This window comes from Vibrio sp. YMD68, from assembly GCF_029958905.1.
Taxonomy (GTDB): domain Bacteria; phylum Pseudomonadota; class Gammaproteobacteria; order Enterobacterales; family Vibrionaceae; genus Vibrio.
The window spans coordinates 989599-1008848 of the sequence record NZ_CP124614.1 but is presented as its reverse complement, the minus strand read 5'-3'; the positions used below and the strand labels follow the sequence as shown (position 1 = coordinate 1008848).

The following is a 19250-nucleotide window of genomic DNA, read 5'->3' as shown; positions in this document are numbered from 1 at the left end:
AATGAGAGTAATATTATCCCATATCTTGTCGGCTCATCCATGGTTGATATATTAAATTGATTGAATAGACATCACATTTACCATTGCTCACTCCTATTAGCTAATAGTTTAAGATGAACTAAGTGACAGAGCTGTCACAGCCAGTCGCCCTGTCACTTTAATCAATGCAACATGATGCCATGGTGCTATTCTATCTAAAGCAAGTTGATTTTTATGGGAATTTTTAATAGGGGAAGGTGGTGGAGTATCTAAAAGTACTAAGACACAGTTTTCGGCTTAATGGACGATTAACTCGTCGAAGCTTCTGGTGCTTTCTCATCATTCATGTGCTCATCACTTTATTCTTGGCTTATGGCGTGGTTTCCTACTGGTTCAGCGAAGCGGCTCTTTTAGGTTATGTCGTAATGACTTGCCCAGCTCTCATCACCTCTTCTTGTCGTCGCCTTCATGATTCTGGGTATTCTTTTAGGTAGCTATTCATGGGGCTGGTTCCGGTACTTGGAACGTTATTCTTGCTTTATGGTCTTTTAAAGAAAGGGGAGCCTTATCACAACCGCTTTGGGCCGAACCCTAGAGTGTGGAAACATTAATGCCGTTTGTTGGCGGAGGGAAATGTCATGACAAAGAAAACTAAGATTAAGAAAGACGTAGAGAGCGTACCAAAGCTAAAGCGTGTAAAGAGTGATGTCACAGCCCATGAGACACGTAAGAAAATTGAACAGTGGCAAGAGCAACAAGAATTTGATAAACAGTTCGAGCTTTAAACGATTAAAACAACCATAGGACATTCAAATGAATAAAACCCAACTTATCGATGTTATCTCAGAGCAAGCCGACATCACCAAAAAGCAAGCGCACGATGCACTGGATGCTATTACACAAGGGATTGAACAGTCTCTAGAATGAGTCTAAACTCTCTGCCTGAAACCCAGCAAGTCACTTTTCCGTACATAAATTTATTTCCTTTAAATACTGGCTCTGATGAGTTACTTCTACACATCTGTTTGTTCATCTTGATACTTTCAGCTTTGGTTGATGAGTCTTTGATGCTTCAGTTTTAACAACTTGCAACTTATATTTAATTGTTCCCTAGCCGCTGTTTAACTCGATACATCACCGTTTCTTAGAGTGACTGCTTATGATAACCATACCGCTGTTTCCAAGACTTATTTGAGAGTATATTTTCAGTAAGTTCGGGGAGAGGGGCTCCTAACCTATATTCACTGAAGAGCCACCAACAATGATGCCACCACATGAGATAGCATCACCGACACGTGCAGCAGGTTTACCATCAATTATGACTGTTTTTGAACCTTCTTTGATGGCTCTTGGGTGTTTAGGGGGCTTGGGTTTGTCGTGAGGCTCTAGTGGATCCCCTTGCCTTGCCACTGCACGGCCATCAATCTTAACCGTCGATGAGCCTGATATAATGGGCGTAGGTGGAAACCCATCATGCCCAGAGCCTATATCTCCAACAAGTGCGCCTTTTGCCATGGATGCTCTCCTTTACTTGTTTGTTAGCGATGTGGGTGATATCACATCATCAAGATTTTGCACTGTACGGTCTGGGTCCACCCACACTTGATTCACTTTATCCCAAGGGATAGGGTCGTCACGCGAGGGTCTTGGGTATGCTTTTGGCGGCTCAGGCTTCTTTGAAGGTTCAGTATCAAAAAGTAGGTGTCCATGTTGTTCAATTTGCTCTGGCGTGAGCGCTTTAGGTTTATTTTCTGGTTTTGGTGGAGGGGTAGGCACCGCCTTGGTTGGTTTGTATTCCCCAACGTAAGTTAACAAAAGACACCCATCAAGCCAGAGTTTCGTCCTCCCATCTGGGAGAAAGCCAAACAGAAATTCAGTTTGATAGCAGCTTCGAGTTCTACCTCTTGGGTGTGGATAAACTTTCACCATGGCCGCTTTGATTTGCGGGGTGACCTCAACGACCGTCGCGTATCGATAGCCGTGACTTCCCCAGTAGATATAAAGCTCATCCGGCAAGGATTTTATTCCAGAGCCCAGCTGGAAAGGGGTATAGTTCACTGGCACCCCCAAAGGCAATGCATAGCCGTCGTAGTCAGGGGAGATATATTCACGGTATTTTTCCATGTCATAACGAGATTGCAACAGCCCCCCATACGGCAACATCATGCTGGTCCAGTCTTCCTCATAATTCACCCCATACGCTTGAGTAATGCCCGCAGGGTAGTTGTAAGAAATGGCCGCTCCAATGCGCCAAGCTCCGAACCATTCATCGTCAGGGTAATCTTGCTCTGAGCACCCCATCAAACTAAATAACAAAGCGAGGGCAGCAGCTGATTGATGATTTTTATTCACCGTCGTACTCCTCGCGCTCATAGCGGTTATTGATGGTATGTGGTTTATTCGGGGTAATTAAATCAAGACCCAACACGTCATCCATATCGGATGAATGATGGATTAGCCCCAGCTCCATGAAGTTATCGAGCATATCTTGAGAGCCTAAGAGTTGTTGTATTTTGTCCACATTCCCGGCTTTTGCGTTATCGAGCGCACCTTGGCACAGTTTTCCAAAAGGATAGGGAGGCAGAGCTGGCTGATGTGGGTATAGCAGCTTACTTTGCACGGGGTAGTAAAGGTGAGAGCTTTTTTCACTCTCTGTGCATATCCAAACCTCAGGACCTTCCTCTTTGTCATAAACAGGCACGCCCGCAAACTCAGCCAATCCATACATCACTCGTAAGTAGAGGCGTGATAAATCCCCTTCCGTACACTTTCGATAGAGTAGATGAGCCTGAGCGCCGCTGGTGTTTTTCGCCTCATAAGTGACTTCGGGGGGCGTGAGTAAGTAATCTTCCCTCTGCCAGCCATGTTTAACTTCAGCATCTAACACCTTTTCTAACTCGGCTGTCAGCGCTTCAAATTGCTTATTTTTTCCAAAAAATGAAAGGTCAGCGTTTTTAGCGGTGTAAATGCGTTTATTCTCGAGTAATGGCAGTAAAAAATCGTCTTGAGAGAAAGCCATGCGAGAGTGATACCCACCTCCAATGTCAGAATGTGCGCCAGGAAGGACGAGTTCGTCAAAGTGAGGAGCTGGGTTGAGTTTGTTCAGGCTGAAATTATACCGATATTCGGTGTGCTTATTCGCCACAAGATGCACAGCCTTGCGTACTCGGTCTGGGTCTAACCAGAGTCGTACGGGCTCATTCTTGCTGTTATGCGCTACTCCATAAGCGGTGACGGTATCAAAGAGCCCCGCAAACATCACCTCGCAGTGTTTGTTTTTATCCCAATCAAAGTCGGCGGTTAGGGTGTAATCACCTTCTAGCGTCTGTAATGTGCGGATGAACGCTTGAGAGAATAAACTTTGCTGCCCTCCCAATACGGTATTAATGCAGTGCCGAGCGGCGGCGGCGCCTCGACTGAAACCAAAGACATCAAACTCCAGCTTATTAAAACCATCATAAATTACCTTTTCACGATCTAGAATTTTTCTAAGTTCCCCACACACACCCTCAATGCCAGTCGTGACTTTTTCAATAATGCCGAATTTACCCATACCAAAGCCCAAGCCTGGGTCATCTTCTTCAGCCTTGGCAATATCTGTACTGTTGCTTGTTCCTATCCCCGTGATGTAGTGAGCAAAACGGAAGACGGTTTGATGCTCATTAAAGGTGTTACTTTGGTATAAATCGAAGAGCTTCTGAATGTTGGTGAGCTCGCTGGCTGCGCTGCTCTTTACCTCCCCCCAATCAAAACATTGCTCGATGAACTGTGTTGGATGAATATCTGGCGCTCTCGCTATCTCTTTTGATGCATCATACGCAGCTTTCCAATATTGATAACGCGCTTCTAACTGAGATTTCCCCCACTGAGCGCTGTAGGTGTTATTGGCGGTACCATCAAAAAACAGGCCCAAACGGAGCGTAATGTAGCGACACCCCTGAATGGTCACAAAGTGACTTTGGTCAGTGACGAGTTTAACGACGCCAAGCGCCTCTCTCTGATGGCGACTAGGAATTTGTTGCCCTTCTTCTAATTCAACAAAGTCCCCCAATGTGAGCGTGTGATGCGTCCATGGAGAGCCACTACCACCTGTCGGGTTATCTTCTAGCCAACGTTGTACAGGTAGGTCTCCTCCTTCATAGGGTAGGCGGCTCTGTGTTTCATGGAGCCAAGTTTTATTTTCAAACTGAATGGAAACACGGCCTGGTGCTAAGCTAACAAGCCGAATGGGCGCCTCTCCAATAACAACAGGGTAAGCCGCGCCGCTCCCATCCACTAAAATACCTTTGATGTTTGGAAAAGGCTGATTATGCTCATCCCTAATATGAATTTCTATCCAATGTGTGTAGCTTTCACAAGGGACACAGTGCTCACTCACCCCTAAGGCTCCAAATATCATGTTAACTCTCTTATGAATGTATTCAATTGTTCGACTTCGGTGGAGGATAAATGCATGGCGAGCGCAATGTCATTGATGTCTATCTTACTCTCTTTGGTAAGACAAGACAGGACGAACAGTTGGGCATCCTCTGCGTCTCTTTGCGCGCTCTTAAATTGGTGTAATGCGCTTTCTATAAAGCGCTTAGGCCGAGGCAAAGCATTCATGGCTTGAGGTAACGTTGCCCAGAGCCGACGTTCGATATTGCTGGCTATGTGCGTCAAATCTTCTTTTGGTGTGAGATGAGTCTCTTTGATTTTCCACCAGGGGGCCTCTTGCAATGCAAATTGTTGGGTTGCACTGTTGCTATAGAGCCTTTGACGGTCACCATCCCAGAGTGACCATGACTCAATATTACCTAAAAAGCACAGACGGTCTCTCTCGTCCATCGCTTTTAGTATCGGAATAATGACGACTGGGTCATAAAAACGAAACAAGACTTCCTCACCTTCTAAAAAAGCCCAAAGAAGGGTTTTAACAACTTGCAACTTATATTTAATTGTTCCCTAGCCACTGTTTAACTCGATACATCACCGTTTCTTAGAGTGACTGCTTATGATAACCATACCGCTGTTTCCAAGACTTATTTGAGAGTATATTTTCAGTAAGTTCGGGGAGAGGGGCTCCTAACCTATATTCACTGAAGAGCCACCAACAATGATGCCACCACATGAGATAGCATCACCGACACGTGCAGCAGGTTTACCATCAATTATGACTGTTTTTGAACCTTCTTTGATGGCTCTTGGGTGTTTAGGGTGCTTGGGTTTGTCGTGAGGCTCTAGTGGATCCCCTTGCCTTGCCACTGCACGGCCATCAATCTTAACCGTCGATGAGCCTGATATAATGGGCGTAGGTGGAAACCCATCATGCCCAGAGCCAATATCTCCAACAAGTGCGCCTTTTGCCATGATTATTTTCCTGTTTGTGGATCTAATGGAGTACTGCGGTAATCATCACCGGCTAAAATGTCGTAGTGGATCACCGTATTGTCATTGAATTGAGAGAAATCGAAGTGAATCGTATAAGCGTTAAACTCTTTGGATTTTGATGTTTTTTTATCATTAACATAAAAGTGGCAGCCAAAACCATTTGTCCATCTATCATACTTTTGAGAGTAAAAGGGCTCACACATTCTAGCTTCGACTTTCGAACTCACATCCATCGGTTTGTTGTCATAATCAGTCCCTGATCGGTGAATGCGTAAATTTGCAAACCCCACGGTATCGAAGGCATTAACTAATTTCACTTCCATATTAGATAGTTGAGTAATGCAGTTTGTCTCTGGCTGCCTTGGTTGGTATGGGATCCGTAGTTCATAAGCGTCTTTAGCTTGTGAAAAATTGTGTTCAATGTTGAAACTTTCATTGTAAATCCCTTTTTTCACATCACCACTGGCAGCACTCCATGACCACCCCGAGCAGTTTTCTCCACGCCCAAAGTAGTTCACTCGAACACTGATCTTCGCATCCAATGGTTTTTTCCCAGCAATCACCATATAAGGCTCTTCACCAGCTCCCCATATTTTCTCCGATGGCGCCAAATAATAAATCAATGTTATTGCTGTGGTAGCGATAAGTACCATCGATAATGTTCGCTCTTTGATACTCATTGCAATTGCTCCTTAACCGTTTGTATATCTATGGTTTGGTCACCAAACAGCAACTGTTCGCTTGGTAATAACTCAGGCGTTGTTACTAAAGCATTAAGCTCTTTTCTCACTCTCTGAACATTCAGCGTTATTTTTTCCGTCAACTTAATTTCTTGTCTGACCGCAAAGATTGCCTGTGAACGTTCATGCTCTCGCTGCACGTGGGCGGCAGGGTCTTTTCTTGAAATAGCGTGCATTGCTAAGGCGTTTACTTCATCTTCTTTGAGTGCGCGGTAAGCTTTCAGTAACCTTGCTTCTGTCTGTTGGATTATATGTTGAGCTGATTGATAATTCTCCGTTGAGGTTTTGTCAAGCAACAGTATGATTTGTTGTTTCAAGTTCGGGATATATTCGCCCAACAGATGATCCGCTCCCGACTGCGTAATGGTGTCGACATAGCCATTAATATCAATGTGATCGTTACTTAATGTTTTGGCCAAACGGTACGAGTCTTCGGTTTTATTGGACGCCAATGTCAAACTGGTGATGTGCGTCTGCTTTTCCGTTAGCATAACTTGTTTAACATCGTCAGGGTGATGTTTTGCTTGGCTGTAGGTCAACAGTTGAATGAGATTGCCATGGTGTTGGTAGTTGTCATCATCGTTGTCCATGATTCGCTCTTTAAGTGAATCCCATAGGTACAAGGCCGGCGATAGATACTTCCATAAAGGTATCGAGTCGTTTGTATCATGTGGGTTGGTGTTCATCCATCGCATGGGGATTTGGGCCACGAGGTCGTGATTATTCACATGTCTATGGTGAACAATTGAGCGGTAACGTTTTACAAAGCTGTGAGTGCCCGTACGAGGCATGCCGTAGGTGTAGAGGCGCAATGATGATGGGGCATAGGTATCTTGAATAAGGCCGCTCAAGAGTAAAGCGCCTGCGCCACCGAGACTATGTCCACAAATGTAAATTTCTTTTCCTTCATGATACTTTAGTATTGCGTCATCAATTGGTTTCCACAGCGCAATTGCATATTGATAAAACCCTTGATGCACATACGCCCCCTCAAATTCTGGTGGTGTAATTTGAGATGCATCAATGTCGCTGATTACGTCTTGATAACCAGGAGAGCCGATTGCCGCTAACACCCCATCCACAACCTCTGTTACTTTCAATATTGGGAGTGTTGAGCTGACCTGTGTAACTAAAGCGGCTTGTTTGTTGTTGCCAACCTGAAAGGCGTCATCGTTGATAAAATGGGTTTCAGTGCCTCTGACACCAATAATAGCAATATCATCATTACTGAAAATGTAACCTTCAGCGCCTATGGTGTCATCACGGTAAAACTCCCCTTGCAGTGCTTGTGAGTATGGTATTTCGTCAAGTAACCAAGTGACTTCACTCCCCGCTGAATACGTTGGCCTCTGCTTCGCTTTCAATGATTTTAAAATTTCATCATGCCCACCTTGCGGCACCTTTTCATTTCTTGGATCGCCATACTCATTATTGGCATAAGCGAGTTGCGACAACAAAGCAAAAGTATAACTATTGATGAGGTTAAACTCATCGGTATCCACAATCATCGGCATGTAGCTGCGTAGTGCCTTTATCTCTAGTACAACGGTCGCGTTGTGCCACGCTCGAACCCCATTCAGCTCTGCACGCACATTACTCATGATTGCGCTGTGATGCTCCGTCAGAAAGGTGTCTTCGGGGGGCGTCTCCCATAAATCCCCGACACTAACCAAATGGTATTTTTTGTCATTTTTATGAGCCGCGCCGAGTTCCTTTTCTGCTCTTGCTTTTACAGGGGATGGCTCTCCCTCCTTGCGACTTTTGTATTGTTCAACCGTGGTTAGGAGGTTTTCGGTTTCGACACTGATTACCCATTCTCCAGCGGCAATATGACCAAACACACAATATCCCTGATAAGCGGTCATCGTGTGGGTTTGCAGCGTGCTTGGGTTAGTAATAGTCACGATTAAGTTGTTAATTGGCTCATCGTTTTCACTGCGAAACTCCACTTCTAACCAGTTAACCTCTGGATTACACAAGACGCAGTGGTTGTACATTTCAATCGCCATTAGGCTTTTCCTTGTAATTGACTGAATAGATTTGTTAGACCAAATAACAACTCGTCATCTTTAAGTTTGGCAATGTCGTCTTGAATCGAAGGTTGTATTAGTGTGGCTTGTCCATAGAGAGTCAGCACGCTGGCCGTCAACGTTTTTTCTTGCACAGTAAGCGCTTGAGCCTGAGTGTTTGGTATGGATTCTAATGCAGTGAAATGGGTTTGGAAGAGCGCATTAAAATCAGGTAAACCTTGCTCTATTCTTGATTGCATTAAGTGAGATTGATGTTGCCACAGCCAGGTTTCAACGTTACGGCTCAATAGCGGAAGGTTAGGTGCGCCATCCAAATGATGCGTTTTGATTACCCACCAAGGTTCATTTTGTATTTGGCTCTTCGATTGATTTTGATTACTTGGGCGCTTAGATTGCCAATGTAGCCATTGCTCATCGTGTCGAATTAATACGCGATGGTTTTTAAGAAGAAGAGTGACCTCTTCGGGATCTAAACGCGGCAACATAGTTGCAAGGTCATCCGGTTTATAAAAAGGGAAGAAGACTTTTTCACCTTGGATGATGGCCTGAAATAAACCAGCGAAGTATTCACGCAGCGCTTTATAGCTGGAATCGGTAGCAATGAGAATGCCACTATTAGCGTGTTCACTCTGTTGCCACCAATCTAAAAACCGCGCATTAACAGTAACAGGTAATAACCACGGCCCATCCTCTGGATTGGTCAAAGCCTCTGGACTCATCAATGGTCCGCCATCTATCCCGTCACATTGGTAAAAAACGACATGAGGTTGATGTGCTGACTTAGGGTCAACGATAATGTACAGGTTTTTATCTGACTCTTTTTGTTCATTGAGCCATTGAGTAACGTTCACTGACATCATTATGTTGCCTTTTGTTCGCAAGGTTTGAGGAGTGCGTTTGGTGGTGTTGTGGGCGTGCGTGCAGGTAACGTCACTGGCTCTGATTGTGCTATTGCTTTTTCTGGTGATGGGGCCTTGCTGGTTTCTGTGGTCTTGATGCTTTTAGGCCGCTCTGCCATTTTCCCTGCAAACCCACTGCCGCTGCCCGCGCTGCCTCCCGAGTTCAGGTTAATCCCCGCCCCGACAAGGCTCACGCCAGATGCGTCCACTTTCACAAAACTGCCGCCCGCTTTTAACGTCAGCTCTGCGCCCGCTTCTATCACCACTTTTGTCCCTGCTTTAAGGTGAATCTCATTGGCCGATTCAATCACGTAAATATCGCCCACTTTCTGATGCAGGCTTCCTTTTATAATCTCCGTGGCGTCTTTTTGGGTAAGAGAGCGGCGCTCACCTTCAACCGTCAGATGATGGTTATTCTTGATTTGGGAGAAATGGTCATTGTCGACCGTCGTGTGTTGGTCATGCTTAATGTGCTGCGTCATGTCGTTTAACACTTGAGCATCAAAGTCTTTTTGAGCATGGAGATAGATTTGCTCTTTCTCCGCTTGGTCTTCAAAGCTTAATTCGTTAAACCCTTCCCCTTGATGAGTTTGACTGCGAAGCACGGTTTTGGTTTTATTCTCTGGCAGAGCATAGGGGGGCGTGTTCGTCGCGTGGTAAGTGCGACCAGTGATGATGGGTTGGTCTGGGTCGCCATTTAAAAACGAGACAATGACTTCATGTCCTATACGAGGGAGAGCCATCGCGCCGTATTGCCCGCCCGCCCAACTTTGTGAGACTCTCACCCAGCAAGAGCGCTGCTCATCGTCAATCTCATCTCTATCCCAATGAAAACGAATTTTAACTCGTCCGTATTCGTCGCAGAAAATCTCTTCACCTTCAGGGCCAACGACCGTGGCTATCATCGGGCCATCGACGGTCGGTCTTACTTGGGGAGCAGCTTGCCAGTTGAGGTGGGCAGGGATAGCCTCCCATTGATTATTGTAGGTGGTGGCCCCATGCCCAGCCTCTTCTTCCAGCGCTTGAGGTTGCTCGCCTTGGCGATTGATTGTTACCAGCACCCAATCTCGATTGAAGACGTTATCGAGATGCCCATCCATATTAAATCGATACCCAGCGCGTAATAAAGGCTCGTTACTTTTACCCGTCGCGACTTGCGCTTTGCGTCTTAAAGACTCAAGACGAGCTTGAGTGAATTTAGCGCCATTATCGTCTTTTTTATAACGGCCTGGCGCATCAAAATGCACGTAGTCCGGTTGTTGGTATTCGATGTCCGCCGCTTGAGCGGTTTGGCTAAACGAGTAGGCGGGCTTTTTGAAGCTGGTGTCTTTTAGCTCAACCTGACTGATGTGAGACTCAGACTGATAGTGAAAACTTTGGATGTAAGGTGTATCACTCACGCTACCGCCGAGAGCGTTGTAAGGTATTGGCGGCTCTATTTGGGTCAGCAGTGCGCTGGAGTCACTGAAGATTAAGGTGTGCATGCCCGCTTCGTGAGCAAAGCTGTAGACGATGCCTTCTTCTGCGGCGAGGCGGTGCAGAAAATCCAAATCACTTTCTCGGTACTGAACACAGAACTCACGCTCAAGCGAGGCTTGCGTGAGTGAAAACGTGTAGTCGTCAATCCCCATTTCCTGTAACAAAGTAGCGATGATATCAGGAGCCGTTTGGTGTTGAAAAATACGACTATTATGGCGCAGGGATAAACGCTCAAGCGCCGGCACCAAGGTCAGCGCATAGAAGGTGTGGTGATGCCCCGTCTCTTTTTGAGTAAAAGCACGCGCAATACCGTGAACGCGTTGAACCAATTGCTGGTTGCGGTACATCTTTAATTCAACACGTCGGTCAACGACATCGTCCGCAGTGAGGGTGGAGAGGCGACTGGCGAGGTTGATGTCATAACAAAAGCCATAGCAAGGCCGGTCGTTAAACTGGCTGGCCGATAAAGACTCTTGCCCGCTAAATTGAGTGACCTTAAAGGCGTCATCGCTCAGTCCCTCTACGGTTATCGTGTACGCCAATGTGGCCATATGGCCTCCTTGTCTTCTTGAAAAATAAAAACCTTAGCCTTACATGACTGAGCGTTCAGTCATGTAAGGCTAACAGTCTCAGATGCTCACCGAAGAGGTGGCACCTGAGGGAGAGGCCTAAATTAGGCTTCGATAGGTTTACGCCAATCATCAGAGCCTGATGTGCCTGCGTTAATGTGGTCCCACGTGATTTTGCGGTAAGACATTGACACGGTCAGGTTCTGAGTGAAATCGGACATGGATGGGTCTTGGCAGTGTGGCATTTCACATTCGATGTCGACAATAGAGGCGTTTTCAAGCTTGGTGGTAAAGAAGTTCTCTTGTTTACCTTCAATGGATGTGCGATACCATTTTAGCTCGACCTCTTTCATTTTCTCGCCTGAAGAGAGGGCATTGTAAAGCAGTGGCACCGATTTGTTTAAAGACACGGTGAATTTAAACGGCTTATGCACACGCTGACCAGAAGGTTGACCAGATTGTGGGTCCGTTGGAACCGAAATGACATGCTCGAACTTTTGAACCAGCATTTCGTCTTCGTGCCCTTCAACGTAAGAGTCGCCGATAGAATCAGAGGTGCACGCCCCTGATGTGATGAGTCCCTGAATTTCACCTTGAATAGAGATATAACATGGCGTTGGCATAGTGTATTTCCTTTATTTATTTATTTACTGAGTTGACGACGTGTTAATGCATAACGTATGCCAAAACTAGATTTCAATATAATCAACAACTTACAGGAGGGCTTGGTTTGCTGGGCAACTTCTTGCTCGATTCGGGCAACTTCTTGCTCAGGCTGGGCAACTTCTTGCTCGCAAGGCTCGTGTGCTGATATGAAATGAGGCTGTATCATGACTCAGTTAGTGGGTATGCTTTTTGCTTTAATAAATGATAAATACAACCTAGGGAATATCTATTGTGAGTAAACTTCGTTTAACACTGTCAATGGGGTTGGCGTGTACTTCTTTTTATCTCCCCGCTCAAGTTCAAGGTGACCTGTCGCAAAGTGGGTCAGATGACGCCTTTCGTCGTGGCTGTTTACTCTACGGTCAATCTAAGTTCAATGAGGCGCTCGTGCCTTTAGAAAGTGCGGCGATTCAAGGACACCAAGATGCGGCGTATCTCACAGCAAGATTGTTGTCGTATAAAATCAGCCCTAAAGATTTTTCTAGGCAAAGCCAAACGACGCTTCTACAAGGTGCAAAGCAAGGGCATTTAGCGTCAATCCGGTTTCTTTATCAGCAGGGAGAGTGGCTGTCTGAGAGGGAGCGCGCACAATGGAAACAGCGTTATTACGACCAATTGATTAAATTAGGCGCGACGCAGCCTGCAAACGCTTATTTTCGATTATCTCAATATCATAAAAGAGAAGGTGATCTCGCGCTGTCTGAGTATGAACTGCTGCAAGCCGTTACCTTTGATTTATCCGCCGCGAGGTTGGAATACGCCAGTCATCAACCACCAAAAGAAGCCAAGGGCATCTATTTATCTGAAGCCGAAAAAGGGAACATCCCTGCCATTCGACAGGTCATTAGAACACTCGAAAAAGAGGGGGAATTTGATGAAGCGTTTCACTGGCGAGAAGTCAACGCCAAGCGAGGGGATTTGCTCGCCTTAGCCAGTCTGGGTTTTATTTACCATGGTCAGAGTGATAGTTACGCCTTTGTCGAGCCAAACTTAGCCAAAGCCTACGCGTATTACTCTCTTTATCTTGACCGCGCGGGCACTGATCGCTTTAGGCTTCTCTATCAAAGAGTGGCTGACAATGTAAACACGCTGCCCCACGTCTTTTCCAGTGAGTTGCTGGTCGACGCTGAGGCATTGGCTCAATCGTTGGTATCGAGCGACGCCCTATACTATTACCATGACGAGCTATGGGAGCAGGCGAGTTGTTCGGAAGATAACGCTTAATGTGAGTTTAATTGTGTTGTATAGGCAGCTCTCGTTGGAGTTCGGTGACTTTCCAGCTTAAATTATTGAGCCGATTTTTTAGTACGTCGAACTCCTTTTGTGCTTGTTGGACTTGTTCTTCTTCTATCAATTTCTCAATATAGCCAAGACGGCCATAGATAGGAGATAGGCTAACGGCAAACGCTTCTAACGATTTAGCTTCGTTTTCGATTTGAGACCAATGACGTTTCTTGGCTAACAAGGCAATATTTGCCATTTTAGTTCGCACTTCATTAAACCGAGTCACTAACTCGTTTGTTTGTTTAAGTGCAAGCTTTTGGTCTTGATGCAGCGCTAAGCTCATTTGATTAACTTGTTCATCTTCAGAATAAAGGTTTTGTAATACATCAATCAGCTCTAAGGCTTCTAAGTGAGGTTGTTCAATAGAAGTTCGATTTTTTTCGGTAATCGTCGATAAATACAAGGGGACTATCTCAGAATGAATCGCCGCTAATTTGGCTGACGTTGTGTTGTCAATGAAGCTTTCTAGGTTGTCCGTTGTCAAAACGGGCACCTCGACCCATTGCTTAAACGAGTACATATTTAATAAATTCGGGTTACTGTAAAACCAGAGCCCTGTGATACTTACGAGGGTGGCAATAAAGTACGTAGCAATCAGACTTAGTCGGTAGTGCTTACGTGTGAAATCGCCTGTTTTGTTTTGTTGTTTTTCTTGGCGTTTTAAAGCGGTATGGTAGCGCGTCTCAATCCGGTCGATATGTTCAAATAAAACAAATCCGACGCCTTCAAAATTCACATCAATCTCGGGTTGATGGAGAGTCATCCAATGGTGAATGCTTTCACACATTCTTTCACTACGGTAAAGATCTCTTAGCTGCTCTTGAGTTGGTTTCATTTTTTTTAACTCTGGAACCACTTTGCTATTGACCCACTCCAACACATCTTTATACATTTTAGCTGACTTGGGATCAGGCTTAGACAGTAAATTTAAGCATTGCATGAGTAACTCTAAGCCATTGGCATAACCTGAAATACCTTCAACTTTGAGTTTCGCAACTGTAAAGTAGCCACACATAAGCAAATCAACGCCTGGTCCTTTAGCCAGATTTTCACAAGCATCGTAAATGACTTGCCAATTGGTTCCACCAGATAACGGGTTAAAACGACAGTTAATCTCATCTCTTACCTTTTGATAGTGCTCTAAATAGCGAATGGAATGAGAGTCTGACGTAATATGGTAGATCTCTTGGTCAAGTAAAATCGTATTGGACATAAGTACTTCAATCTAGTGGAAGAGGCGAATTATCTCGCCCCTTTTGTTGTTTTAGTAGAGCGTCTTCGATAATTCGAACGACTTGAATAAACGTTCGGTAAAGGGGTTACCCTCAGACTCTGCATTGAGGCGATATACCATCTCTCCGCCATCAACGGAGAACTGGTAGTCAACCGATGTTTTACTGGCCGATAGCACGTTGCTTTTATCCAGTAAACGGAAGAATGACCAGGGTCCTTTTAAATTTAGGCTCCTCGGAGATAGGTTTGTTTTTGTGGGTACCAGTGTCACTTTTGATACTGCCGAATCACGCAATGTATTGGGCCAAATTAATTCAACGGCATCACGAGATCCGTGACTGTATGCCAGAGTTTGACCATCAACATTGAGAACACTTCGGCGTTTATTACTGCTTAACAGAAGTGGCTCTACAGAAAAATTCACATCTAGGATCCCTTTACGATTGAAGAAAGCTTGTTGAATACGCTGTGCTTGAGCAATTTGTGATAACACCTCTGGGCGAACGAGTGATTGAGCACGATCATCTTCATCAACGGTAATATTTTCCTCAATAAACACTTTCAGCTGATTTTCGTAGAAATTGTCCAATGTCCCTTTAGGTGCAAAAAAGGCTTCAAAGTCTTGTAAAGCCACATCTTTTTTTGATTGATTATTAAAGGGGTAACGACTGGCTAGTTTGGTGTAATAAGGCTCATAAACATCATCATACCAACGCACTTCTAAGTGCTTTATCGCTTCTTGTTTGATGACATACCAACTCTCATCAGCAAGTTTTGCCACCATACTCTCTAGCGGGCTTGGTAAGCCTGACGAGATGCGTTTCAAGGTATAAATCGGATCAGAGTTGACCAACTTAATCCGTTCTTTTGTTGCCTCTAATGCAGCCATACCGATATCGGGGGACTCTTGAATTGATCTGAGGTAAAGCTTGAGCTCTTCAACGGATGCTAATACTTCAGTAATGTAAGCCGGTTGCTCGCCGACAGATTTAAGCATCGAGTTTAATTCAGAGAATGGCGATTCAATGCTCGACGCTACTTTGTATTGAGCACTTTTCAGTAGTTCATCATAGGCGTCATTGTCTGGATCTAAACCGATAATTATTTGGGTGTTGTTTTTTAGTGTGCGTAGCAGTCGCTGCAGCGGCTCGAGATTACTGGTGAGGTTGTCTAGTACCAGAACGGCATCATTGATATCACTAAAATACTTAATGTTAATATCATTCAGTGCGGCTCGCCAAGTACTGACGTAATCCGCGATATACAGATTACGGATTTTTTTACGCAAGACTTGTTTGTCAGCCTTACTAAACTGAGCCACTTTAGATTGGCCGAGAACCCAACTGTCAATCAGAGTCAACTCCGATACCGACTCAGAGCGAGGCATGAAGTAATTTTCAAAACCTTCTTTGGTCAGCATTTGGGGGATATATAAGCTGCGGTTAGCGATACGCTCTTCAAATACAATATCAAAAGTCGGACCGATTAAGTTACGAATACTGATCGCAGGGCCAAGAGCGGTTGGTGCATTGAGTTTAAGGTTGCGGTATACACGCTGATCGTTGGGGATACTACTAAGTTCGGATTGAATTTTAGCAATGGTAGAATCATATGGCCTCATCACTTGCTCCGCCCAAATTTCTCCTTGAGCTCGTGCACTGGCTAAGTCTGTCTGACGCATAGCATAGTCTAAATGCTCATTAAGCTCAGCTTGGACTTTCTTTTGTCCAGCAAAAGCGCGTTGCCAATACTGACTGAAGTAATTGAGGACGTAGTCTTTATAACGCCCACTTTTATCTGTCATCATACGATAAACTCGTAATGCGGCCAGTTTTTCCTCTTCGGTTTTCGCTTGTTTTAGCTCGACCACCACTTCAGTCATTAGCAAAGGTAAAAAGCGGGTCTCCAATAAGTTTAAGTAGGTATTTTCAACCATTGGGCCGATTGTGTGTCCTTGATAGAGACCAAAGTCAGAGACATAACGTGGCTTATCACGAAAAAAACCAAACTCTAACGTTGCGTGACGAATGTAGTTCAATGCCTCTAAAATATCTTTTTGTGACGCCAGCGCTATGTGAGAAGGGTAACTATCTTTATATTCGTTTACCTTACTTAATACGGCATCAGAGCGGTGGATGTTAATTTGATAATAACGATGCCAGCTACCCATTAATAACACAGATGTAATGAAACAAGTGGCGAATGACAGTTTTATTAAGCGGCGCTTTTGTTTAGTGACTCGAACGTTATCCGAAGCGAGAGCTGCTTCAGGATATATCACATTACTAAACAGTTGCTGTGTAAAATAGGTGGTTGAGTTCTTTGCTTTTTGCGCTTTATTTACAGAGTGTGACAAACCGTATCGGCGTGATGCTGAGTCGCCAAAGGCATTAATGGGTACGCCCTGTTGATATACGGAGGTAAAGTAGGCGCCACGCACTAAAGCTGAGGTCGAGAATTGATCGCTAGAGAGTGCATCTTGGAAAAATGTTTTTAAGATACTTTGTAATCCGGAAATTTGACGGGCAAAGCTATAAATTGCATCGCGCTCTTCTTGCTCAATCGGCTCCGCGACCGTTTGGGGGAAGAGTTCATTGATACGGGCAACAAACTGATCATAGTCCTGACTGAACTCTTCTAACCAACGGTCAAAATTATCAACGGACTCAAGTGAGAAGGTAAACCCTAATATTTCCTCTCGTTGCGATTTAGAGTAATGTCTGAAGAAAGGTTCAAAGCCATAAAGGAGATCGAGCTTCGTTAAAGTAATGTATACAGGTAGACGAGTTGCTAATGTATCCATGAGTTCACGAATACGGGCTCGTAATAAATTGGCATAAGCTTTACGCTCACTCGCATTCGCTGTGGCTAAGTGTGACACATCCAATGCCAAGACGATCCCGTTAAGTGGTCGGCGGCGACGTGTTTTTTCCAACCAGTTGACAAAATGTAGCCATAGGCGGCGCTCTAACTCTCCATCACGCTCTTCACGGTTGTTGCCTTGTGTCAGTAATTCGCCGTCAGGATCAATCAAGACTGATTCGTCGCCAATCCACCAGTCGAATGAGTATGGGTTGTCACTTTTTTGTCCAGAGGCTCGCATGGTCGAGGAGAGCGCAAAATTTTGTCCAGAGCGATGAATCAAACTGGTTTTGCCGGCGTTTTCTAATCCAAGCACGAGATACCAAGGTAAAGCGTAAAGATAATGACGAGTATCGAGGCTTTGTTTCATCTCTCTCATCACGTTATTAAGCTCTGCTTCTTGGCGCTCTTCATAGGATCGAATAGGGTCTTGCTTTAGCTGATCTTCACGCTGTTGCTGGTTTTTAAAACCTTGCAGTTTGCGCCATTGCCACACTCCCCAACAGGAAAGAGAGAGTAATATCAATATGAAACTCGCTACACCACGAGCAGATATCGACTTTAATGGTTTACTGCCTTGAATATCTAACCAAGGACCTGACCACCAAATGGCGACGTTTAATAAAATAAATAATGTAAACAACAGAATTGGAAGCGCTGCTGTAATCCCCGGCCTAAATGTCTTAACGACACCAATGATACTTTTCCACATGGACAGTCCTTTTGCTTAATCTGACGTTGTATTTTGTTCTAGTTGTTCGACAAGTGACGGCTCCCAATCGGTGACGCTCGTCTGTGTGATTTCTTTTTTTAAGGTCTGATATTGCTCTTTAGCCATAGCCTCTAAATGATGATGTTTAAGTAAGTCAGCACTTAATAAGCGCCAGTAAAAACGATCGCGTGGCTCGATTGCAGCGACTAACCCTTCATTAAGCATCGACATAGCTACCGCTAGGCCGCCCTCATTAGCTAAGCTAAAGGCTTCAGTGCGCTTTTCTTGCCAGTGCACAGAGCCAGGTGCTGCGCCCGCAACACAACCTTGTTCCGTAGTGAGCCAGTCTCGAACGGCATCACTAATAAAGGGGGCTCCCCCTTTAAATTTAAGTTCCACTACGGTCGGGAAACGTTCAATAAAACTCTGAGTTTCCTCAACAATCGCTTTGCACCAATCTTCTAGACCTAATGTTTTTGCAATACCGTAACTCATCAGTTGTCCTTCAAACCAATAAGGTGCGATAGTCAAACTCTGCTCCAGACGCCTCCATAATGCGAGGTTAGGTTGATGTGATGACTGGTCTTGATACTCTTTTACTCGCTCAGGTTGCATTCCTCTTAGTAAGGTTTGTCCTTGATGATCATGATCAGGAAGCGTTGTGATCCCCCCCCACAACGCATGACGGCGCACACGAATCGCCAATGCACCTGAGAACTCTTGTTCAGATAGGTATTCTGCAACGTTCAGTAACGTATGCTTTGCTGCTTTATCGCTCGAGTTATCTATAACCAATGAAGAGGATGGTGTTGAAGTACTTGTTGTCGGAGCCGTTCGCTCTTGCGGTTTGGATTGCGTAATGTTTTGACGCTCTTGAATGCTTTTTAGTCGATTAATAATCGTTACTGCCACCGACTCTGTGACATCTGATGACAATTTGTTCGTTTCAATGACCGATTGCCATTCTTGTACCGCTTGTTGCAACTCATTTTGCTCTAGGCTATCGAGTGCGTTGAAATCAAACTTTTCTGCCGCCATGGCAAATCGTTGAGCGATTTGACTGAAGAATTTTCGTCTCGGCAAGTTGCCTCGTTTTCCTGGTGCGGGAAAAGAATCTTGCCAATAGTGGGCAATGAAATCGCTCATAACACCAAAAGAAGTGATAAAGCGTTTGGGAGAAAGTTGATGGTGAAGACATTGTAAAAGATAAACCAGAAGTTTAATGTCTTTACTTTTATCATTAAGTAAAGTGACAGTGCTATGCTCAACCTCTTCCCATTGCACATGAGCGTGAGATAAAGAGCCGACTTTCATCATTTGCTCTTCTACAAAATCAAACAGTGGATCTTCTAATAACCGTTCTCCAACTGGCGATTCCTTGCTGATTGGACGAATGATACAGGTTCGATATTGAGTAATATCCATCG

General features: G+C 44.8%; 16 protein-coding genes. 3 read left to right on the top strand and 13 right to left on the bottom strand.

The window, feature by feature from the left end; translation table 11 throughout:
- Positions 1–617: 617 nt before the first annotated feature.
- Together QF117_RS10850 and QF117_RS10845 are read left to right on the top strand one after the other, a co-directional pair.
- Positions 618–764 carry an adenosine deaminase gene (locus tag QF117_RS10850; protein WP_282387902.1) on the top strand — a complete coding sequence of 49 codons (147 nt, stop codon included), beginning with the start codon at positions 618–620 and terminating at the stop codon, positions 762–764.
- 28 nt (positions 765–792) lie between these two features.
- Entirely contained in the window at positions 793–906 is a 114-nt protein-coding gene (locus tag QF117_RS10845; protein WP_282388945.1) for an HU family DNA-binding protein, read from the top strand.
- A gap of 303 nt (positions 907–1209) precedes the next feature.
- On the opposite strand, the gene QF117_RS10840 is transcribed toward QF117_RS10845, so the two are convergent.
- The 10 genes from QF117_RS10840 to QF117_RS10795 form a co-directional block, all read right to left on the bottom strand.
- On the bottom strand, positions 1210–1494 hold the full coding sequence (locus QF117_RS10840) for a type VI secretion system PAAR protein (RefSeq protein ID WP_282388944.1): 285 nt from the start codon (positions 1492–1494) through the stop codon (positions 1210–1212).
- A gap of 12 nt (positions 1495–1506) precedes the next feature.
- Positions 1507–2331, bottom strand: coding sequence for a DUF2931 family protein (locus tag QF117_RS10835; RefSeq protein WP_282388943.1), 825 nt, complete (start codon positions 2329–2331; stop codon positions 1507–1509).
- The gene (locus tag QF117_RS10830) at positions 2324–4378 is read right to left on the bottom strand and encodes a DUF2235 domain-containing protein (RefSeq protein ID WP_282388942.1); all 2055 of its coding nucleotides are present in this window, start codon (positions 4376–4378) and stop codon (positions 2324–2326) included. The genes QF117_RS10835 and QF117_RS10830 overlap by 8 nt, the downstream gene beginning before the upstream one ends.
- Positions 4375–4854, bottom strand: coding sequence for a hypothetical protein (locus QF117_RS10825; RefSeq protein ID WP_282388941.1), 480 nt, complete (start codon positions 4852–4854; stop codon positions 4375–4377). The genes QF117_RS10830 and QF117_RS10825 overlap by 4 nt, the downstream gene beginning before the upstream one ends.
- 189 nt (positions 4855–5043) lie before the next feature.
- Positions 5044–5328: a type VI secretion system PAAR protein gene (locus QF117_RS10820; RefSeq protein WP_282387880.1), complete on the bottom strand. Its 285-nt coding sequence runs from the start codon at positions 5326–5328 to the stop codon at positions 5044–5046.
- Positions 5329–5330: 2 nt separating this feature from the next.
- Positions 5331–6029, bottom strand: a complete 699-nt coding sequence (locus QF117_RS10815; protein ID WP_282388940.1) for a hypothetical protein — start codon at positions 6027–6029, stop codon at positions 5331–5333.
- Complete coding sequence (locus tag QF117_RS10810) at positions 6026–8098, bottom strand: lipase (protein WP_282388939.1); 2073 nt, start codon at positions 8096–8098, stop codon at positions 6026–6028. Before QF117_RS10810 ends, QF117_RS10815 begins: the two co-directional genes overlap by 4 nt.
- The gene (locus QF117_RS10805; protein ID WP_282387883.1) at positions 8098–8979 is read right to left on the bottom strand and encodes a DUF4123 domain-containing protein; all 882 of its coding nucleotides are present in this window, start codon (positions 8977–8979) and stop codon (positions 8098–8100) included. The genes QF117_RS10810 and QF117_RS10805 overlap by 1 nt, the downstream gene beginning before the upstream one ends.
- Positions 8979–11048, bottom strand: coding sequence for a type VI secretion system tip protein TssI/VgrG (gene tssI / locus QF117_RS10800; protein WP_282387886.1), 2070 nt, complete (start codon positions 11046–11048; stop codon positions 8979–8981). The genes QF117_RS10805 and tssI overlap by 1 nt, the downstream gene beginning before the upstream one ends.
- Positions 11049–11170: 122 nt before the next feature.
- Complete coding sequence (locus tag QF117_RS10795; RefSeq protein ID WP_282387829.1) at positions 11171–11689, bottom strand: Hcp family type VI secretion system effector; 519 nt, start codon at positions 11687–11689, stop codon at positions 11171–11173.
- 274 nt (positions 11690–11963) lie between these two features.
- On the opposite strand from QF117_RS10795, the gene QF117_RS10790 reads away from it, so the two are divergent.
- Positions 11964–12956, top strand: a complete 993-nt coding sequence (locus QF117_RS10790) for a hypothetical protein (protein ID WP_282388938.1) — start codon at positions 11964–11966, stop codon at positions 12954–12956.
- 7 nt (positions 12957–12963) lie between these two features.
- Here the strand turns inward: QF117_RS10790 and QF117_RS10785 are convergent, their stop codons facing one another.
- Genes QF117_RS10785 through tssA form a run of 3 tightly spaced genes read right to left on the bottom strand, consistent with a single transcriptional unit; the run spans position 12964 to position 19248 of the window.
- Positions 12964–14229, bottom strand: a complete 1266-nt coding sequence (locus QF117_RS10785; protein WP_282388937.1) for a type VI secretion system ImpA family N-terminal domain-containing protein — start codon at positions 14227–14229, stop codon at positions 12964–12966.
- 51 nt (positions 14230–14280) lie between these two features.
- On the bottom strand, positions 14281–17823 hold the full coding sequence (tssM, locus tag QF117_RS10780) for a type VI secretion system membrane subunit TssM (RefSeq protein ID WP_282388936.1): 3543 nt from the start codon (positions 17821–17823) through the stop codon (positions 14281–14283).
- 15 nt (positions 17824–17838) lie between these two features.
- Positions 17839–19248: a type VI secretion system protein TssA gene (gene tssA / locus QF117_RS10775; RefSeq protein WP_282388935.1), complete on the bottom strand. Its 1410-nt coding sequence runs from the start codon at positions 19246–19248 to the stop codon at positions 17839–17841.
- Positions 19249–19250: the final 2 nt, after the last annotated feature.

Excerpts from the sequence above, each read along its gene's own strand:
- QF117_RS10850 (WP_282387902.1), top strand. The coding sequence starts at position 618 with ATGACAAAGAAAACTAAGATTAAGAAAGACGTAGAGAGCGTACCAAAG.
- QF117_RS10845 (WP_282388945.1), top strand. The coding sequence starts at position 793 with ATGAATAAAACCCAACTTATCGATGTTATCTCAGAGCAAGCCGACATC.
- QF117_RS10840 (WP_282388944.1), bottom strand. The coding sequence starts at position 1,494 with ATGGCAAAAGGCGCACTTGTTGGAGATATAGGCTCTGGGCATGATGGG.
- QF117_RS10830 (WP_282388942.1), bottom strand. The coding sequence starts at position 4,378 with ATGATATTTGGAGCCTTAGGGGTGAGTGAGCACTGTGTCCCTTGTGAA.
- QF117_RS10820 (WP_282387880.1), bottom strand. The coding sequence starts at position 5,328 with ATGGCAAAAGGCGCACTTGTTGGAGATATTGGCTCTGGGCATGATGGG.
- QF117_RS10815 (WP_282388940.1), bottom strand. The coding sequence starts at position 6,029 with ATGAGTATCAAAGAGCGAACATTATCGATGGTACTTATCGCTACCACA.
- QF117_RS10810 (WP_282388939.1), bottom strand. The coding sequence starts at position 8,098 with ATGGCGATTGAAATGTACAACCACTGCGTCTTGTGTAATCCAGAGGTT.
- QF117_RS10805 (WP_282387883.1), bottom strand. The coding sequence starts at position 8,979 with ATGATGTCAGTGAACGTTACTCAATGGCTCAATGAACAAAAAGAGTCA.
- tssI (WP_282387886.1), bottom strand. The coding sequence starts at position 11,048 with ATGGCCACATTGGCGTACACGATAACCGTAGAGGGACTGAGCGATGAC.
- QF117_RS10795 (WP_282387829.1), bottom strand. The coding sequence starts at position 11,689 with ATGCCAACGCCATGTTATATCTCTATTCAAGGTGAAATTCAGGGACTC.
- QF117_RS10785 (WP_282388937.1), bottom strand. The coding sequence starts at position 14,229 with ATGTCCAATACGATTTTACTTGACCAAGAGATCTACCATATTACGTCA.
- tssM (WP_282388936.1), bottom strand. The coding sequence starts at position 17,823 with ATGTGGAAAAGTATCATTGGTGTCGTTAAGACATTTAGGCCGGGGATT.
- tssA (WP_282388935.1), bottom strand. The coding sequence starts at position 19,248 with ATGGATATTACTCAATATCGAACCTGTATCATTCGTCCAATCAGCAAG.